13 protein-coding genes and 1 pseudogene are annotated in these 16,724 nt (G+C 63.1%); 4 read left to right on the forward strand and 10 right to left on the reverse strand.

Annotation, left to right across the window (positions count from 1 at the left end; genetic code table 11):
• Positions 1-330 precede the first annotated feature (330 nt).
• From DBO33_RS26075 to DBO33_RS26105, 7 genes and pseudogenes are all read right to left on the reverse strand, one after another.
• The gene (locus tag DBO33_RS26075; RefSeq protein WP_107657416.1) at positions 331-1,311 is read right to left on the reverse strand and encodes a LysR family transcriptional regulator; all 981 of its coding nucleotides are present in this window, start codon (positions 1,309-1,311) and stop codon (positions 331-333) included.
• A gap of 175 nt (positions 1,312-1,486) precedes the next feature.
• Positions 1,487-3,496, reverse strand: coding sequence for an ArnT family glycosyltransferase (locus DBO33_RS26080; RefSeq protein WP_107657417.1), 2,010 nt, complete (start codon positions 3,494-3,496; stop codon positions 1,487-1,489).
• Between the two features lie 34 nt (positions 3,497-3,530).
• A pseudogene (locus tag DBO33_RS26085) lies at positions 3,531-4,379 on the reverse strand (glycosyltransferase); the annotation flags it as partial.
• A gap of 101 nt (positions 4,380-4,480) precedes the next feature.
• Positions 4,481-5,413, reverse strand: coding sequence for a UTP--glucose-1-phosphate uridylyltransferase (locus tag DBO33_RS26090; protein WP_107657419.1), 933 nt, complete (start codon positions 5,411-5,413; stop codon positions 4,481-4,483).
• Between the two features lie 124 nt (positions 5,414-5,537).
• Entirely contained in the window at positions 5,538-7,079 is a 1,542-nt protein-coding gene (locus DBO33_RS26095; protein ID WP_107657420.1) for a sensor histidine kinase, read from the reverse strand.
• Complete coding sequence (locus DBO33_RS26100) at positions 7,057-7,761, reverse strand: response regulator transcription factor (protein WP_107657421.1); 705 nt, start codon at positions 7,759-7,761, stop codon at positions 7,057-7,059. The genes DBO33_RS26095 and DBO33_RS26100 overlap by 23 nt, the downstream gene beginning before the upstream one ends.
• A 257-nt stretch (positions 7,762-8,018) precedes the next feature.
• Complete coding sequence (locus tag DBO33_RS26105; protein WP_107657422.1) at positions 8,019-8,540, reverse strand: phenolic acid decarboxylase; 522 nt, start codon at positions 8,538-8,540, stop codon at positions 8,019-8,021.
• A 118-nt stretch (positions 8,541-8,658) separates the two neighbouring features.
• On the opposite strand from DBO33_RS26105, the gene DBO33_RS26110 reads away from it, so the two are divergent.
• The 4 genes from DBO33_RS26110 to DBO33_RS26120 all read left to right on the forward strand — a co-directional run bounded on the left by DBO33_RS26110 (position 8,659) and on the right by DBO33_RS26120 (position 10,997).
• Positions 8,659-9,090, forward strand: coding sequence for a MarR family winged helix-turn-helix transcriptional regulator (locus DBO33_RS26110; protein WP_159080529.1), 432 nt, complete (start codon positions 8,659-8,661; stop codon positions 9,088-9,090).
• 83 nt (positions 9,091-9,173) lie between these two features.
• On the forward strand, positions 9,174-10,334 hold the full coding sequence (locus tag DBO33_RS26115; RefSeq protein ID WP_107657424.1) for a GGDEF domain-containing protein: 1,161 nt from the start codon (positions 9,174-9,176) through the stop codon (positions 10,332-10,334).
• A complete protein-coding gene (locus DBO33_RS43055; RefSeq protein ID WP_159080530.1) occupies positions 10,325-10,501 on the forward strand; it encodes a hypothetical protein in 177 nt (58 codons plus the stop codon). The genes DBO33_RS26115 and DBO33_RS43055 overlap by 10 nt, the downstream gene beginning before the upstream one ends.
• 262 nt (positions 10,502-10,763) lie before the next feature.
• The gene (locus DBO33_RS26120) at positions 10,764-10,997 is read left to right on the forward strand and encodes a hypothetical protein (protein WP_107657425.1); all 234 of its coding nucleotides are present in this window, start codon (positions 10,764-10,766) and stop codon (positions 10,995-10,997) included.
• A 305-nt stretch (positions 10,998-11,302) separates the two neighbouring features.
• Here the strand turns inward: DBO33_RS26120 and DBO33_RS26125 are convergent, their stop codons facing one another.
• The 3 genes from DBO33_RS26125 to DBO33_RS26135 form a co-directional block, all read right to left on the reverse strand.
• Complete coding sequence (locus DBO33_RS26125; protein WP_107657426.1) at positions 11,303-12,094, reverse strand: hypothetical protein; 792 nt, start codon at positions 12,092-12,094, stop codon at positions 11,303-11,305.
• Positions 12,095-12,102: 8 nt separating this feature from the next.
• Entirely contained in the window at positions 12,103-13,500 is a 1,398-nt protein-coding gene (locus DBO33_RS26130; protein WP_107657427.1) for an FAD-dependent oxidoreductase, read from the reverse strand.
• 138 nt (positions 13,501-13,638) lie between these two features.
• Positions 13,639-15,369: a phytoene desaturase family protein gene (locus DBO33_RS26135; protein WP_159080531.1), complete on the reverse strand. Its 1,731-nt coding sequence runs from the start codon at positions 15,367-15,369 to the stop codon at positions 13,639-13,641.
• Positions 15,370-16,724: the final 1,355 nt, after the last annotated feature.

A 16,724-nucleotide genomic window follows, 5' to 3' on the forward strand; every position in this document is an offset into this window, starting at 1 on the left:
GGCTCTATCCGAATATCGTGAAGAGGATCGAGTTGTCACGGATGAATTTGTCATGAACACTCCTCGAATTGCCGTGCGCAGGTTGGAGGATCGCTTTGGAATGCACCAGCCAAACCTATAAAAGGACTCTTAACGGATGGTTGCCGCGACCTGTGTATCGCCTGTGGCACACCGGCGATAAAGGGGTTCCATGGCATGCCCGATGAATCGAATTATGAGCCGATCGGCAAACCATCCATAGAGTTGACATGGTTCGGCATAAATTCTCGACAAACCAGACAACAAGAAATTAGTAGACCGCCGTGGTCCGATATCTGCGTATCAGCAGTGTCACCGGGGCTGGCGCCCGACTGGCGATGGTGGGCGACGTACCCCTTCGGGCTCCGTCCGCCGGACCTCCAGCAGACCCGTGGCGCCGAGCTTCCGGACGAGTTCCGAGTCGCTGACGACCTCGAGGAATTTCTCGACATGTACCGATGCGTCTTGGGCGTGCACCGTCAATTCCCGATGAATCGGACGGCAAAGTCGAATGATGGACAGCAGCCTGGCCGATCCGTGCAGTGCCATCTTCGGCACCAGGGCGATTCCGACTCCGTGTTCCACCAGGCTGAGCGCGGTGGTCACGTCAGGGGCCAGGACAGCGAAGCGAACATGTACGCCCACGCGGCCCGCCTCACGCGAAACGGTGTCGGCGAGATCGGAATTCGCGCCGCAGCGGATCCACGGCGCCTCGACCAGTTGTTGCCACGAGCCGTCGAAGCTGTTGCGCTGGCTGGGGTGGCAGACGACGACAAGTTCTTCCTCGCCGAAGCAGTGCACGACCCGTGAGCTGAACTGCCCCAGCGGTCCGATGGCGAGATCGAGCGCACCTCCTTCCAGGGCCGCATTGAGCTCGCGGACATCGGTAAACGTCCCGATCTCGATGCCGTCGATATGTCGTTCCTGCCGCATCCGGTAGATGAGCGGTGGCAGCAACTTCTGCGCGATGATCGGGGTGGTGCCGATAGTCAGCACCCCTTCTCCGAAGGTCTGCCCCATGGCCATTGCCTGCCGAGCGGACTCGACGACCTCGGCGGCTTGGGTGAAGAACTCGCGGCCGAACTCGGTGAGCCGCGACCGGCGCGACTGCGGTTCGAAGACGTTTCGGCCGAGCGAGGTCTCCAACGCGTCGATCTGTTGCGACATCGCGGACGGTGTTATTCCGAACCGCTTGGCGGCGGCCGTGAGTGAGCCGAGTTGAACCGCGTTCACAAAGTAATCGAACTGCCGCAAAGTGATTGCATTAGAATTAAGCCCTGGATAATCAGACATCGGCAACCTTTACATAGAGCCGTCAGCTCATCTGTAGCGCATTTCGGTCCGTCGCCGAAATTCACACTGCTGGACCGAAGAGCAGCATTTTCCTCGACAGCACACTTTCTCGACGTGACCCCGGGAAAATCGATGCCGCATAGCTTGGCAGCGGCTGCGTCCAAGCTGTGGCAATTCAGGAACTGATCGGCTTATTGAGGTCGTAGACCGTGGTGCCACCCACAGTCACCGCGGTGTAGTGCGCCTGCACCCATGCGGTGATCTGGTTCCCGGCACTGTCGGATGTCGCGTTCCGCTCGCCCATACCGCCGCCGGCGATGAAATAGTCGATATCGCCGTTGGCGATGTACTGCTGGAATTGGGCCAGGGTCGGCGAATTGTCGCTGCCGGTGAAACCGCCGATCGCCATGATCGAAGTGCCGGTGGACAATTCGAGGCTCGCCGCCGACTGGGAGCCGACTGTCGCGGCCGCCCAACGACTGTCGGTGTTGCGCACCAGCTGCTGCAGTTCGACGCTGTTCGACACCGAGCCGCCCCGGCCACCCTCGCGGTCGGTAGCAGCGTCGGTAGGCGGCTGGTCGGTCGCGCTCGCATCGGATGACTGTGCGTCCGACGATGATTCGTTGTAACCGCCCGGACCGCCCGGCCCACCCATCCCCATACCCTTGCCTGCCACGACCGGACCTGAGGTAGGAACGGAACCGGAGTGCGGCGTCGCTACCGTCTCGACCGCGTACGCGGTGGTGCCCGCGAGTCCGAACAGCAGTCCGGCGATCGCGACGGCGGCGGTGAACTTGCCGAGCCGGTGCGCGCCGATCACCACGACCGCCGCGATCAGGATCGAACCGATCAGCACGACCCAGCGCAGCGCTGGATACCAGTCCGGCGTGCGGTCGAGCAAGATGAAGTTCCAGACTCCGGTCGCTGCCGACATCGCAGCGAGTGCGATACGCGCGGTGACGAACTGGCGGCTGCGCCACAGCTCGACCACCGAGATCCCAACCAGCGCAGCGATGGCCGGCGAGAGAGCGACCGTGTAGTACGGGTGGATGGTGCCCTGCATGTAGCTGAACACGACGCCGGTGACGAGAAGCCAACCGCCCCACAGCATCAGCGCCGCGCGCGTACCTCCGGTGCGCGGGGTCCGGCGAGTGGACCACAGCCCCGCCACCAGACCGATCAGCGCGGCGGGCAGCAGCCACGAGATTTCGGTGCCCATCGAGTCCCCGAACAGGCGGGTCAGGCCGGTGCTACCACCAAAAGCGGTGCTGTTCGCGCCCCCTCCGTTGCCGCCGCCGCCGTTGCCTTCCCCGCCCAGGACACGGCCTAGACCGTTGTAGCCGAGGGCGAGCCCGAGCAGGCTGTTGTCGGTCGATCCGCCGATGTATGGGCGCGAATCAGCGGGCCACAGACTGACCAGCGCGACGAACCAGCCTCCCGAGACCACCATCGCCGCGCAGGCGCCGATCAATGCGACGACGCGCCGCCAGAAGCCGATCGGGGCCGCGACCAGGAATACGAGTCCCAGTGCCGGCAACACCAGGAATGCCTGCATCATTTTGGTGAGAAAGCCGAAACCCACTGCCACACCGGCCAATGCGATCCAGCGTCCGCTGCCGTGCTCGGTGGCGCGGACCGTGCAGTAGGCCGCCGCCACGAGCAGCAGCACCAGCAGCGCGTCGGGATTGTTGAACCGGAACATCAAGGCGGCGACCGGCGTCAGCGCGAGCGCGGCACCGGCGAGCAGCCCGGCGGCCGGGCCACTCCAGCGCCGCACCGTGCCATAGACCAGACCGACCGATGCCACACCCATCAGGGCCTGCGGCAGCAGCATCGAGAACGAACTGAAGCCGAGCAGCCGCCCGGACAAACCCATCACCCACAGTGCGGCCGGCGGCTTGTCCACGGTGATCGCGTTGCCGGCGTCGAGTGAACCGAACAGCAGCGCCTTCCAGCTCTGTGTGCCGGCCTGCACCGCGGCGGCGTAGAACTCGTTGGCCCATCCGGAGGCGCTCAGACCCCATAGATACAGCCCTGCCGTAGCCGCGAGCAAGATCAGCAGCCCAGGGCGTGACCATCGGGGCTGATCCGGTGAGCCGAACAGCAATTTGTACGCGCGGGTCTGTCGGTGGTCATGGGACCCCGGACGTTCCGCGTGCTCAACCGGCGCTTCGGTGATGGTCATATTCGAGCCTCTCGTGGTCGGCAGGTCAGTGGGTGGCGAGGCGACGAGTCGTGCCGAGCCGGTCGGCAATCGCTTGAATGGGGATGGCGCCGGTCGCGAACCCTCTGCGCAGCCGGGCGATGCCCTTCAGATCCGCGGTCGCGGTGGCGACGATGTCGACGCGGCTGTCCGGGTCGTCGATCCAGTCGACCGGGACCTCATGGATCCGCAACCCGCTGCGTTCGGCGAGCACCAGCAGTTCAGTGTCGAAGAACCAGCCGGTGTCGGTGACCAGCGGCAGCAGATGGTCGGCGACATCAGCCCGGATCGCCTTGAATCCGCACTGGGCATCCGAGAAACGAGCCGACAAGGTCGAGCGGAGCAGGAAGTTGTAGCAGCGCGAAATCAGTTCGCGTTTGGGTCCGCGGACCACGCGCGAGGAGCGGCGCAGCCTGGTGCCGATGGCGAGATCGGAATGCCCGGAGACCAACGGCGCGACCAGCGGCATCAGCGCGGCTAGATCGGTAGACAGGTCGACGTCCATATAGGCGAGTACCGGCGCGTCCGACGCCGACCACACCGCGTGTAAGGCCCGACCGCGCCCCTTCTGCTCCAGTCGGACGGCGCGGACCTCGGCGAATTCTGCCGCGAGCGCCGCGGCGATGCCCGGGGTGTCATCGATGCTGGCGTTGTCTGCGATGGTGATCCGGAACGGGTACCAGAACGTCTCGGTGAGATAGCGGTGCAGTCGACGTGTCGAATCCGCCAGCGTGGCTTGTTCGTTGTACACCGGCACGACCACGTCGAGCACCGGTACGCCGCGTGACCGGGCGTCCTCGGCGGCGTTGGGCCGGGATTGGAATGTGGTGGGTCCCGAGTGAGACCTGAAGGTAGCGATAGTCATAACACCATGGTCTGACCGTGCTGTGGGTCCGATCTTTGCCTCAGCTATGCGCTGGCTGTGAAAATCGGCGCGCCCGAGTAGGTCGCGCCGATGAGGTGTCTTCACGCGGCACCGGAGTGCCGCACGTCATCGACACCCAGCCGATCGAGCAGCCAAACCCGCAGCCCCGCCGCGTATTCGGTGCGATTCAACGCGAAGTCCACCGCGGCACGCAGATACCCACCGGGATTGCCGAGATCGTGCCGGGTTCCCCGATGCACGACAACGTGCACCGGGTGGCCCTGCGCGATGAGCAGGGCGATGGCATCGGTCAACTGGAGTTCGCCGCCCGCGCCGGGGCCGATGGCACGCAGTGCGTCGAAGACGGCGCGATCCAGCAGGTAGCGACCCGCTGCGGCATACGTCGACGGCGCGTCCGCAGGGGCGGGCTTTTCCACCATTCCGTTGACCCGCAACACATTCGGATCCCCGTCGGCGGGCGCGACATCGAAGACGCCATAGGCGCCCACTTCGGCCCGCGGCACGTCGAAGGCACAGAGCACGCTGCCGCCGTACCTGCGCCGCACTCGCGACATCGCGTCGAGTACACCGCAGGGCAGGACCAGATCATCGGGCAGCAGGACGGCTACGGAGATCTCGTCCGGGTCGAGCGCCTGTTCGGCTTGTAGTACCGCGTGCCCGAGTCCGAGGGGGCGCTGCTGCAGTACGGTTCGTACGGTCAGCAGATTCGGGGCGTGGCGCACTTTCGCGAGCAGGGCGGTCTTACCGCGTTCGACCAGCGTCTGTTCCAGTTCGCGACTTTCGGCGAAATACGCTGCCAGACTTTCTTTTCCGGGCGCGGTTACCAGAACCAGCCGCTCGGCGCCCGCCGCGGCGGCCTCTTGTGCCACCAACTCGACACCGGGGGTGTCGACGATGGGCAGGAGTTCTTTCGGCACCGCCTTCGTGGCCGGTAGGAAGCGCGTGCCCAGACCCGCCGCGGGCACAACCGCGGTACGGAACTGGCGCACGAATTCGGTGGCGGGGTAGCCCATTTCGGTCTCCTTCAAGCTTCGATGAGGATCAGATCGCGAGGTCGCTAGTCACTCTTCGATCTTGGTGGCCCCACCTGGTCACCACCCATGCCGGCGCTGTGACTCAGCTGTGTGACGGTCACGCTCAGCGCGCGACGGCGACCTCGGCATCGGGCAGCCGGACGGTGAATTCCGTACGCCCCGGGCGGCTGTCGACCGAGATCTCACCACCGTGTGCGGCAACGACGGCGGCGACGATCGCCAGCCCGAGTCCGGTACTGCCGGCCCTGCGGGAACGCGACGAGTCACCCCGGGCGAAACGCTCGAAGACCTCCGACTGCAAGGCTTCCGGAATCCCAGGTCCGTCGTCGCTCACCCGCAACACCGCCCCCGCACCGTCGATCTCCAGCGACACTGTCACCGTGGTCCCAGGTTCGGTGTGGACGCGGGCGTTGGCCAAGAGGTTGGCCAGCACCTGGTGCAGCCGCGATGCGTCGCCCGCGATCATCACCGGATCATCGGGCAGCTCCAGATTCCACTGATGCCGCGGCCCGGCGATATGCGCGTCGCTGACGGCGTCCACCGTGAGCTGAGTCAGATCCACCGGCTCGTGTTCGAGACCACGCCCGGAATCCAGCCGGGCCAGCAACAACATATCTTCTACCAAGGCGGTCATCCGCCGGGATTCCGAATGCACTCGGCTCATCGCGTTGGCGACATCGGCGGGCACCTCGGCGTGTTTGCGTTGCGCCAATTCGGCATAACCGCGGATCGCGGCCAGTGGGGTGCGCAGTTCGTGGCTGGCGTCGGCGAGGAATCGGCGAACACGGGTCTCGCTGTCATGCCGTGCCGACAGCGCGCAGGTGACGTGATCGAGCATCCGGTTGACAGCCGAGCCGAGCTGACCGACCTCGGTACGCGGATCAGCATCCGCCGCCGCGACCCGCACAGCCAGCGCCACCTCGCCGCGAGCCAATGGCAGATCGGCCACCCGGGCAGCGGTCGCCGCGACCCGATCCAACGGTGCGAGCGCACGTCGAATGAGCCAGATACCGACGGTCAGCGCCACGATCAGCACGATGACCGTGCCGATCACCAGAACAACCAACACCCGCACCATCGTGGCGTCCACAGCGGCCAAAGGTAAAGCGAAAACAACGATTTGGCCCGTCCAGTTGGCGGAGGCGACCACCCGATAGCGGCCGAGGCCGTCGACGTCGATCGTCACCGGATCACCTGTCGCCGGGACCACCGCCACCTGCTGCAAAGCAGTGCCCGACAGCGTTGATTGCGTACCGTCTGAACCGATCTTCGCCGCCTTGGTGACAGTCCCTTCGTCGACGATCGCTCCGACCGCGCCCGGTGGTATACCGCGACGATCCAGGAAGTCCGGCGCCGGGCCCGTACTCGCGGGGGGTCGTACACGCTGCGGCGGTTGGTCGACCGGTGGCGGTCCGAGACTGGGGCCACCACCACTGTCGGCGAGGGAACGCTTCTGCAGATCAATCACTTCGCTATCGAGCTGGTGCACCATGAACTGCCCCAATACCAGTTCGGTGGCCACCCCGATGCCGGCGACAACCGCTACCAGCAAAAGCGCTTGGCCGAACAGCAAACGCGCCCGCAGTGACCATTGTCGCGGCGGCCGTACGCGCCGCACCGGCTCAGCCTGCGGGCTTGAGGACATATCCGGCGCCGCGCAGAGTGTGGATCATGGGTTCGTGCCCGCTGTCGATCTTCTTCCGCAGGTACGAAACATACAGTTCCACGATATTGGACCGGCCGCCGAAGTCGTAGCTCCACACTCGGTCCAGGATCTGTGCCTTGTTCAGCACCCGCTTGGGATTGCGCATGAAGAAGCGCAACAGCTCGAATTCGGTAGAGGTCAACGTGATCAGCTCACCCGCCCGGGTGACTTCGTGGCTGTCCTCGTCGAGCACCAGATCACCGACCACGATCCGGGCCCCGCTATCTTCGGTGGTCACCCCGGTGCGGCGCAGCAGTGCGCGCAACCTCAGCACCACCTCCTCGATGCTGAACGGTTTGGTCACATAGTCGTCCCCGCCCGCCGTCAGCCCGGCGATGCGATCCTCCACCGAATCCTTCGCGGTCAGCAACAGCACCGGCAGGTGCGGGATCTGCGCACGCAATTTGGCCAGCACCTCGAGCCCGGTCATGTCAGGCAGCATCACATCCAGCACCACCACGTCCGGGCGGGTGTCGCGTGCCTTGCTGACGGCGGTACGCCCGTCACCGGCGGTCGTGACCTCCCAGCCCTCGTAGCGCAACGCCATCGACATCATCTCGGCGAGCACCGGCTCGTCATCGACCACGAGCACGTTGATGGCGCTGCCATCGGCTCGTCGCATGACAACTCGTTCCGCCGCACTGTTCCCAGTGGTCATTGTGGACATCGTCCCACCATCACCCCGAACCCTCGGTGCACACTGTGGTGTGTCTATGTGCCGGCTGTGAACCGGCAGACTCATCGGATCCAGAACTGGCACATTGCGTACGCCCGGTTCTGGCGCCGGCCTTCGTTGATCGCTGATGGACCAACTGGTGAAACACCAGTGGTGTCCGGCCATCGTGCGGCGCGCCGCTCATGTATGCCTCACGTGCTCGGTTAGTTGGTCCGGGCCGTATAGCCCGCGGGCAAATCCTTGGGATCGCAGGCGATCACGGTGTCGTCGTCGGGGCCGCAGTCTTCGAGGTAGGTGATGTCGGCGGATTCGGAGACGACGTAGATCGGGTAGGTCGGACCGTGGTCACGGTAGGTGGCCATCTCCTTGAGATGCTCGTTCTGGTAGCACACCGTGCGGTCGGGGTGCTGCTGGATCCATTGCGGGAAGAAGATGACGGCGTGCAGACGCCGCCGTGCGGGCTGGGCGGTGACGCTCACCGAGGTGCCGGTGGGTTCGGTCCAGGAGATCTTGTAGTCGTCGGTGCCGAGGCGGACGAGGTCGACCTCTTGGCCTGTGACCCAGCGGCCGCCGACCATGCCGTGGTGAATGCGGTAGTCGATCGTGGTGGCGTTCCGGACGTACATCTCGTACTGCCAGCCGTTGTCATAGGTGTAGATGAGGTGTTTGCCCACCACGCCCGTCAGGTCCTGGTCGACGGTGGCGAGAGGGTTGGATGTGGTCATCGTGACTCCGTTTCAGGGGTTGTGAGGACTTGCTTCGGACGCAGCATTGCCTTATCGTTCCGTATACGGAAGTTCCGTACACAGAATGTACCGGGGCATGGGAAGGATGGCAAGCATCGTGGGAACCGATTTCACGGACGGTATTGCGCATCAGCTACGCCGGGCGTCGCAGTCCGCTACCACGTTCTGGCAGCTACAGGGCCGGGATCTGACCGCGCCGCAGTTCTCCGTGCTCGCCGCGCTCACCGAATACGGCGCCCAGGATCAAACCTCGCTCGGCAAACTGACCTCGATCGACAAATCGACCCTCGCCACCCTGGTCGACCGCCTCAGCGATCGCGGCCTGATAGACAAGACCACCGATCCAGCCAATCGCCGCCGTCGCCGAATACAGCTCACCGATGCAGGGCGAGACCGCTGTGCCCGCGCCTACGCGCAAGCCGCAGCGACAGAACAATGGATCACTGACGTGCTCGGCGACACCGACGCCCGCCAATTGCGAACACTGCTACAGAAATTGGGCGACGCACAGCCGCCCACGCGGTCGTGACGAACTCGACCGACACAGTCTGACAACAACCATCTCCCCCAACCGAGCGGTGACCGGTATTGCCTAAGTGAGGCGGTGACTCGATGACCGATATCTGTTCAATGTTCCGAGCCTGGTGGCGTGACCGGGGCGACTACCGCTGGCTGATCGAGACGCTGGAATCCCGTTCCGCGCTGCGCCCGTTGCGATTGATGATCGGCTCTGGTGGCGTAGGAATGGTGCTGATCACCATGCTGACCTTGAAGTCGGATGCGGGTCAGCAAGGGCCGGTGGGGCATACGCAGGCAATCGCAGGGGCCGCAGTGGCCGGAGTGTGGACAGTGCGCTGGTGGTTGTTGCCGTGGCCGCGGGAAGCGGAGTCGCTGGCGTGGGTGGCGGTCATGGATATCGGCATCACCGCGAACAACGTGATGGTCCAGGACCGGCTACTCGGAGCGTTGGGCGTCGTCATGCTGGTCCCCGCTGGTGGGTACGTGACGATTTTCCATGGTCCGCGAGTCCTGGCGACGCATTTCGGTTGGTCGCTGTTATCGGTTGTGTTGATGGCCGCCTTGCTGGTCACCGGTGGGCCCGCGCACACCGGACATGGTGCGAGAAATTTCGCCCTCGCCGCATCGGTCGTGGTGGCCGATCTGGTGGTGACCTGCGTTGTGCTGCCCACCGTGCAGTTCTGCCACTGGCTATTACGGCTCGATGCCTTGTCCGACCCGTTGACCAAGCTGTTGAACCGGCGTGGTTTGGACTCGCAGTTGGCGCGGTTCGTGGGACGCGGCGTCAACGACGATGTGTACGTCGTGGCGTTGGACCTGGATCGGTTCAAATCCGTCAACGACACCTTCGGTCACGCCTTCGGCGACGAGGTTTTGGTACAAACCGCCGAATGCCTGCGCGCCGCAGCCCAGCCCGATGCGACCGTCGCACGCACTGGCGGTGAGGAGTTCGCCATCGTGGGCTACCTACAAGGCGCGGCTATCGACGTCCTCACCGAGCGGCTGCGCAGCGCCATCGAGACGATGCCCGGTCTACCGATCACGATCACCGCCAGCGTTGGAGCCGCAATGTGTGCACCGACGGGGCCCGGGTTCCAGCACCTCGGGCCCCGACCCAGAACGTTGTTTCACCGCGCGGACTCGGCCATGTATCAGGCGAAACAGTTGGGCGGCAACACCGTGGTGATCGCCGAGGATACGACGCAGGCTACCGCTACGGCACCGACATCGCAGATACGGCAGCCATGCGTGTGAACAACTCCAGCTCCGCACCTGCGCCGATACGCGACCCCCGGAATCGCGAGAACAAGGACAAGCGTGCCCGGTTCAACGACGAAGACGGCGACGGGATCTCCGCCGACTTGCGCGTCGGCGTCCTGTTCGCGGTCCGGCTGCTCACGGACCAAGACTTCGACCACTGACGCCCGTTTCGACGCGCGCGACCTCAGGCTGGAGGGGGTTGGGATTGCGGCGAAGCCGAACGCCCCTGGTCGCGTGGTGCTGCGAGGCGGTGGATGAAACCGGCGCGCCGCCGCATCGTTGGTTCCATCCGCTAGTAGTGCCGGTGACGAATGCTGGGAGGGCAACCGCTGCTGGGGTGACCTACCCGCAGTTGCTCGACGCCGGGCCGTCCCGGGGTCTTGTTCGCCAGGAATACGTCCGTAAATTTGGGAAGGGATTCGAATGCGCAAGATTCCGATCACAGCCGCCGCGCTGGCCATCCTCGCAGCGGCGGGTGCCCTGTTGGCTGGTCCCGCCACCGCAGTCAACGGCGACACGATCGTGGCCTGCTCAGAGAAGTCCAAGGATTTCAAGGCCTTCCAGAAATGCCTCCACGACGAGGGCGAGAAGGATCGCAACCGGCCTCCGAGTAACCACAACGCGCCGCCAAGCAACGACGACGACTCGAACAGCTGAGAAGTTGACCGTCGAAACGTCTGCCAGGCTCTGGCAGACGTTTCGCTCGTCGCTGCACTTCGCGAATCAGTCTGATGCAGTAGGCAACCCGAACCATATGACCGGCGCACCGGATCGGGGCGGTAAGGACTCAGCCCTCTATGAGTACGAGATCGGCCACCCGCACAATCCACCGATAACGACCCGGCGCGTCTTCAACCGGGTCGACGACCGCTCGGTCACGCTCGATCTCTACGACCTCCACCATATCGCCGCGGAACTCCTCTGGATAGGCCTGCGGCGAGGCCCAGCATCACACGACAGCTCTATCCGCGCCGATTCGTCTCGGCTCCCTTTGCCGTATCCGTCCGGCCCAGTAACGAAGTGAACGCGTAAAGCGTAATCAGCATGCACCCGATGCCGCTGATAGTGACCATCCACTTGGGAAATCCTCCGGTATCCGTATGCAGGGCGATAATAGCGGGCCAGGCGGCGAGAAAGGCGAATCCCAGGTACCCGGCGGACAGCATAGGGATGGCCAGGAATATACGCGGTCCCGGCAAATGTTGCGCTAGCAGGAACAGAAGGCCGCCGATGATGACGGTAGCAGTCACATATACCAGCGGCCACACGATGGGAAGTTTGAACACCTCGAGAGATTGGCCGCCTTTATAGTTATACATGTTTCCGACATGAAGTGCGAGGTATTCTATGGCCGCCTCAGCAGCGACGAGTGATGCAATTGTGGTAACAAATCTGCGCCTAGACCATTCATCACTGAACGCTCGAAAGACGATATACCCACACAAGGCGATGTAGGTGGGGTAGGCGGACGCGATCACCAGCAATGTCTCATTACCGAACTGGCGCGCGAGGACAATTGTCTTCACTCCCGGCAAAATGTTGAGCATGGTCATCGCATTGCCGGCGCCATCATTGATGGACGCAAAAATTGAGCTGATCATCAAGACAGCCAAGTACGGCCCCCTGCCTCGTCGCCATTCCACAACGGCCCATACAATCGACACTGTGGCCATCAAAGTAAAGAATGTCAATACCAGAACGACGAATACATTCTGCCGACGAGTGCCATCCAGAAATTCCGATGCAAGTGTCATGTTCCTGTCTATCGATCGATGGGGTCGACGCTCAGAGATGTTCCAGGTTCAGGTAGCCGCGCTGCCGTCTCGGATTGATGGGAATTGGCGGCAAACCTTGTCGCACGGTAGGTTCGAAGGACAGTTCTGGGCGCCAATAGAGACGTCGGCGATTGCAGCATGTTGTACATCGCGAGGAACCGTGACTGGACCTCGGGATCTTCGGTGCCCGCTATCAGAACACGATCCAGGTACCTGCCCGCGATCCGCTGAGCTGCCGACAGGGGCGGACCGTCGGTGTGCGGTGATCGGGCATCAGCGGTGGTGGCCAGCATCCATGCCCATCTGGTTTTGGCCCTGGCCTGCTGGTAGTAGCGATGGGCCAGGTTGTCCAGACCTGGTCGTTGGTCGAGGCAATGGCCCAGTAGCACCGCGGCGATAGCGGCCATGGTCATGCCCTGGGCATAGATGGGATTGAAACAGCAGGCCGCGTCGCCGACGAGCACGAAGTTGCTCGGGGTATCGGTAATGTGCCGGCGACGATTGGTTGTCGATCGATTGGCGACCACCTCCGACAGCGGCTCGGCGTGTGAAATCGCTTCGGCGAGAACGGGGCTGGACAACCGGCGCGCGAAGGCAGCGAAGTCGTCCTCGCGACGTGGTTGGTCGGGCCCGGCACCGAGAAGTGTGACCAGCCATTGGTTGTTCTCGATCGGAAGCAACATGCCGCCGCGTGGCTGGTTCGGACCCAGCTGGAGATAACATGCTTTCCAGCCGGTGGGATGTTCTGCCGGAATTCGGTATATCCGACTGGCGTATCCCACGTGCGGGTCGACCGTTTCCTCGACCGGCGCCCGGCAGCCGAGTTCGGCCAACCATCGACCGGCGCGAGAGCCACGCCCAGTAGCGTCCACCACCAGATCCGCGGTCAACGGAACCGCCTTGTCGTCGTCGGTGGTCCGCAGTAACACGGCATCGACTTGGCTGTTGTCACCGACCAGGCCGGTGGCCGCGGACTGCGAAACAACGCTGACATTGGATAGCCCGGTAACCTTTTGCCGAATCACCAATTCGGTCAGACCACGACTACCGCAGACCACGTGCAGCTCAGAGGGAAACTGTCGTGCCCACCCGAACGGGTGGCGGATAGCGAAGTCTGCGCCCAGGTCCATAGTCGTCGCGCCGAGCGCGACCATGTCGTCGCTGAATCCGGGAAGAAGTTCCTCCACGATCCGCCTACCGTGTACGGCGAACGCGTTGATGTGGCTGCCTTGCGGCACGCCGCGTCGTCGCACCGATGTGTCCGGCAGTTCGTCCCGTTCAACGACGGTGACCTGGTCGAAGCGCGCGGCCAGCACCCGGGCGGTCAGCAAACCCGCGATTCCGGCACCCAGCACGACCGCATGGCGGGTCTCCCTGCGAGACATAGGATTCTCCTTTTACAGGCAGGTACGAGAATCGATCGATTTTCCTCACGAAGTTCCGGCATCGAGCGGGCTGGTTGGCCAGCGCGCTGAACCCCATTACACGGTCACGGTGATGCGGCGTGGCGAGCAACGCTGAGTTCAATTGGGCACTCGCAGGGCTCGGAGAGCGGGACTGGCGAGCCGGCGAGAGGCACGCAAGGGATCCCAGGCCAGGCCGCCGGCGGTGAGTCGAGAGGAGTCGGCGAAGACAGCTCCCTGGCGGATCTGCGCGAACAGGTTCCGTCCAAGGATGGCGCTGGCGGCAATAACGCCACTGGTGGTAACCCCTACGATGCCAGGACCAGACCGATTGCTGGCCCCGGCCAGATAGAGGCCACGAATGTGGGTTGCCGATCGAGGCCTGCGGGGACCGAATTGATCGATGGCCAATTCGATGCCGAGACACGCGCCGGCGCTGGCGAGCGTGTAGCGTTCTTGCGTGATAGGCGTGCTCGCTTCTTGCCAAGTAATATGTTCCCGGAGATCGGGAAATACCCTGGTCGCCAACTCGATCATGTCGCCGGATATCTGTTCTTTCCGCGCACAGTAGACGGGGTTGCGATGATAACGCTCCCCACGTGCTGGCCCTTGTGTCAGGTTCCACACCGAATAATCCGGCGATACGTAGCTCATCAATTCCACAGCCGCGCACCCGGGAGGGGCGACGTGTTCGGAATCCGGGTCTTTCACCGAAGCGGAACTGATGAACACCCCGCCTACCGTAGGTGTTTGACCATCCCCGGCCGTGCGAAGCCCGCGGAAGAAGCTTCCGGGCGAGGTGCTCGAGTGCACCCAGTAGTTGGTATTGGGCATCCGGCACTCGAGATCCATGTCTAACCCGAGATAGACGATGAAGAACGGCGGGGCCATACGATAGCCGTCGACTTTGCGGACTAGGCGGGCGGGCAAATGCTCCGGTCCGACAAGCTCCAAGTAGGTCCGTTTGATGTCGGCATTGGATACGACCACGGAGGCGGGTACGAATCGCCCATCTGCCAGGAGCACTCCAGTAGTTCTGCCTGCCGTGACACATATCCGTGCGACCCGGGTGTTGGTCTGAATACTTCCACCATGGCTGGTGATCACATCGATGAGATGCGCTGCCAGTACCTGGCCTCCACCTTTAGGGAAATAGGCACCCGTTTTGATGTAGTGGTTCAACAGGAAAGCGTGGACCGCGGCAGGAACCCTCGCGGGTGCCACACCGTAGTCACCGGACTGGCCACAGACGACGGCTTGCGCCCGCGTGCTGAGGCCGCAGGAGTCGAGCAGCACCTGCAACGATCGCATCGACCAGTACGCCACGCCGGGATTCCGGGCAACGAAACGTGCTGATTCCCACGGTGTCTCCGGAGTGGTGCTGCGGTCGAAAGCTCGCCCGAGCTGCCGGAACACCCGGACACACGCGCGCAAACCTCGCTCATCAGCGGGGAACGCCGCGATGAGGGCGGCGAGGTAATCATCCCAGCCTCGAGGTACCCGGAACGTCAGATCCGGGAAGACGAGGGTGTCGAATCCATCAGGATCCATCGGCAGAAAGTCGATCTTGCCGTCGAGCCCGAGACCACGCAAAATCGTAGGAATAGTGCCGTCGGGCTGGCAGTCCCCGAGATAATGCACCCCCACATCGAACTCATATTTCCGCCGTCGACGAAAGACATGGGAGCAGCCGCCGGCGACATCCCATTGCTCCAGCACCAGCGGTCGGCGCCCATTGGCGGCCAAGTAGGCAGCAGCAGTGAGGCCCCCGAGGCCCGCGCCCACCACGACCACATCCCAATCGCCGGAAACAGAACTCTGCAGGTGCGACGTGCTGGTTGTCAATACCATCAGTCTCTCCTCAACGCGGGCGATACCCGGCAAATCTACGATTCGATTCGACACCGACATGATTTCCTAGCGTCTACTCGGACAGCCCGAGGAGAATCGCTGCACTGCCACAACGATGAAATCCTTCCGGGCAACACAGCCGAATGGCTGTCATCACCCGTTGGCTTATGTCAACCGGACATCCGCGACATGCAATTCGGGACACAGCGGTGCCCGACAGTCCGTTAGACGCGGACCGTTTTCCATGGGTCTATTTCAAATGATCTCGAATGGCCCGGTAACTTTCAGGCACCTACTGCGGAGCAGATACGCCACCTCAGCAATCACAAACTCATAGTGCGCGGTCACCGGCGATAGCGCAACAGCATTGCACGCAGAGTCAATTTGCGGCCAGTTCGCTGAACCCCGTACGTCTGCCCCGAAGCAGCATACGTGAACAACCGGTGGGCGGCGAGCGCGCTCAATGATGCCCTATGCCGACCGATCGCTATAGATCGAATACACCGGGCACATCGTGCGGACACATCCGCGTGTCCGGCGGGAACACGCCGACCGCGTGGGCCAGCAGCAGCTCACACCTCGGCCGAGCGGTCAACCGACAGCTGGCATTCCGTCACCAACCACCCCGGACAATCGCCCCATGTGACTACAGCTGTTCATCCACAGCGCCACGACTGCCGGCCGACATCGTAGGGCCACCCGGTAAGCCAGGCTGTCGCCGACGGCAACACGCCCAGGTAAACCAGGGATCGCCGTTGTTGCGGATCTGTTACCTATCGGCGACAAGGCGTAGCTGGCATCGTGCCAGCCGGGCAAGTTCCCGCATTTGCCGTGATAGAGACCGCCCAGGACCGGATTGCTGTCAATTTGCGTGCTCGTGACCGATTGGTGACCTACGGATGACCAGTACGGTTCTCGCGAATTTCCGCCCTCGACGTTTGCAGCTAGTTGGCTGAGGATTAATGCAGAGCGTTCCTTTTCGGATCCCCGCACCTGACCTCGCCAACGGATGCGCATCGTCATTCAAGGTAGCGGTAATTCGCTTCACCCCGGTCAAGTTTACCTGCTCGACACGTGTCGCATTTTGCGGGAGGTAGCCATGGAAGCCGTCGACGATTCCCTACTGCGACAATCGGATAATGCACCCGATCGAATATTGATAGTTTTGACAGACGCTCCCCCGGGAATGCGTAACGTCATGGCGGTAGTGGCGGGAGAAATATCAGAGGGGCGCATTACGGTGGATTACCGTGGCAGGCACCTGCATTTCATCGCCACGGATGGGCTCGAAATGGTAGGGCAACCCCCTGCGATCACTATGGCTCAAATCTATCGCCTGTCCTACGTGACAAGCA

This window comes from Nocardia suismassiliense (assembly GCF_900269665.1).
In the GTDB taxonomy this organism is placed as follows: Bacteria; Actinomycetota; Actinomycetes; order Mycobacteriales; family Mycobacteriaceae; genus Nocardia; species Nocardia suismassiliense.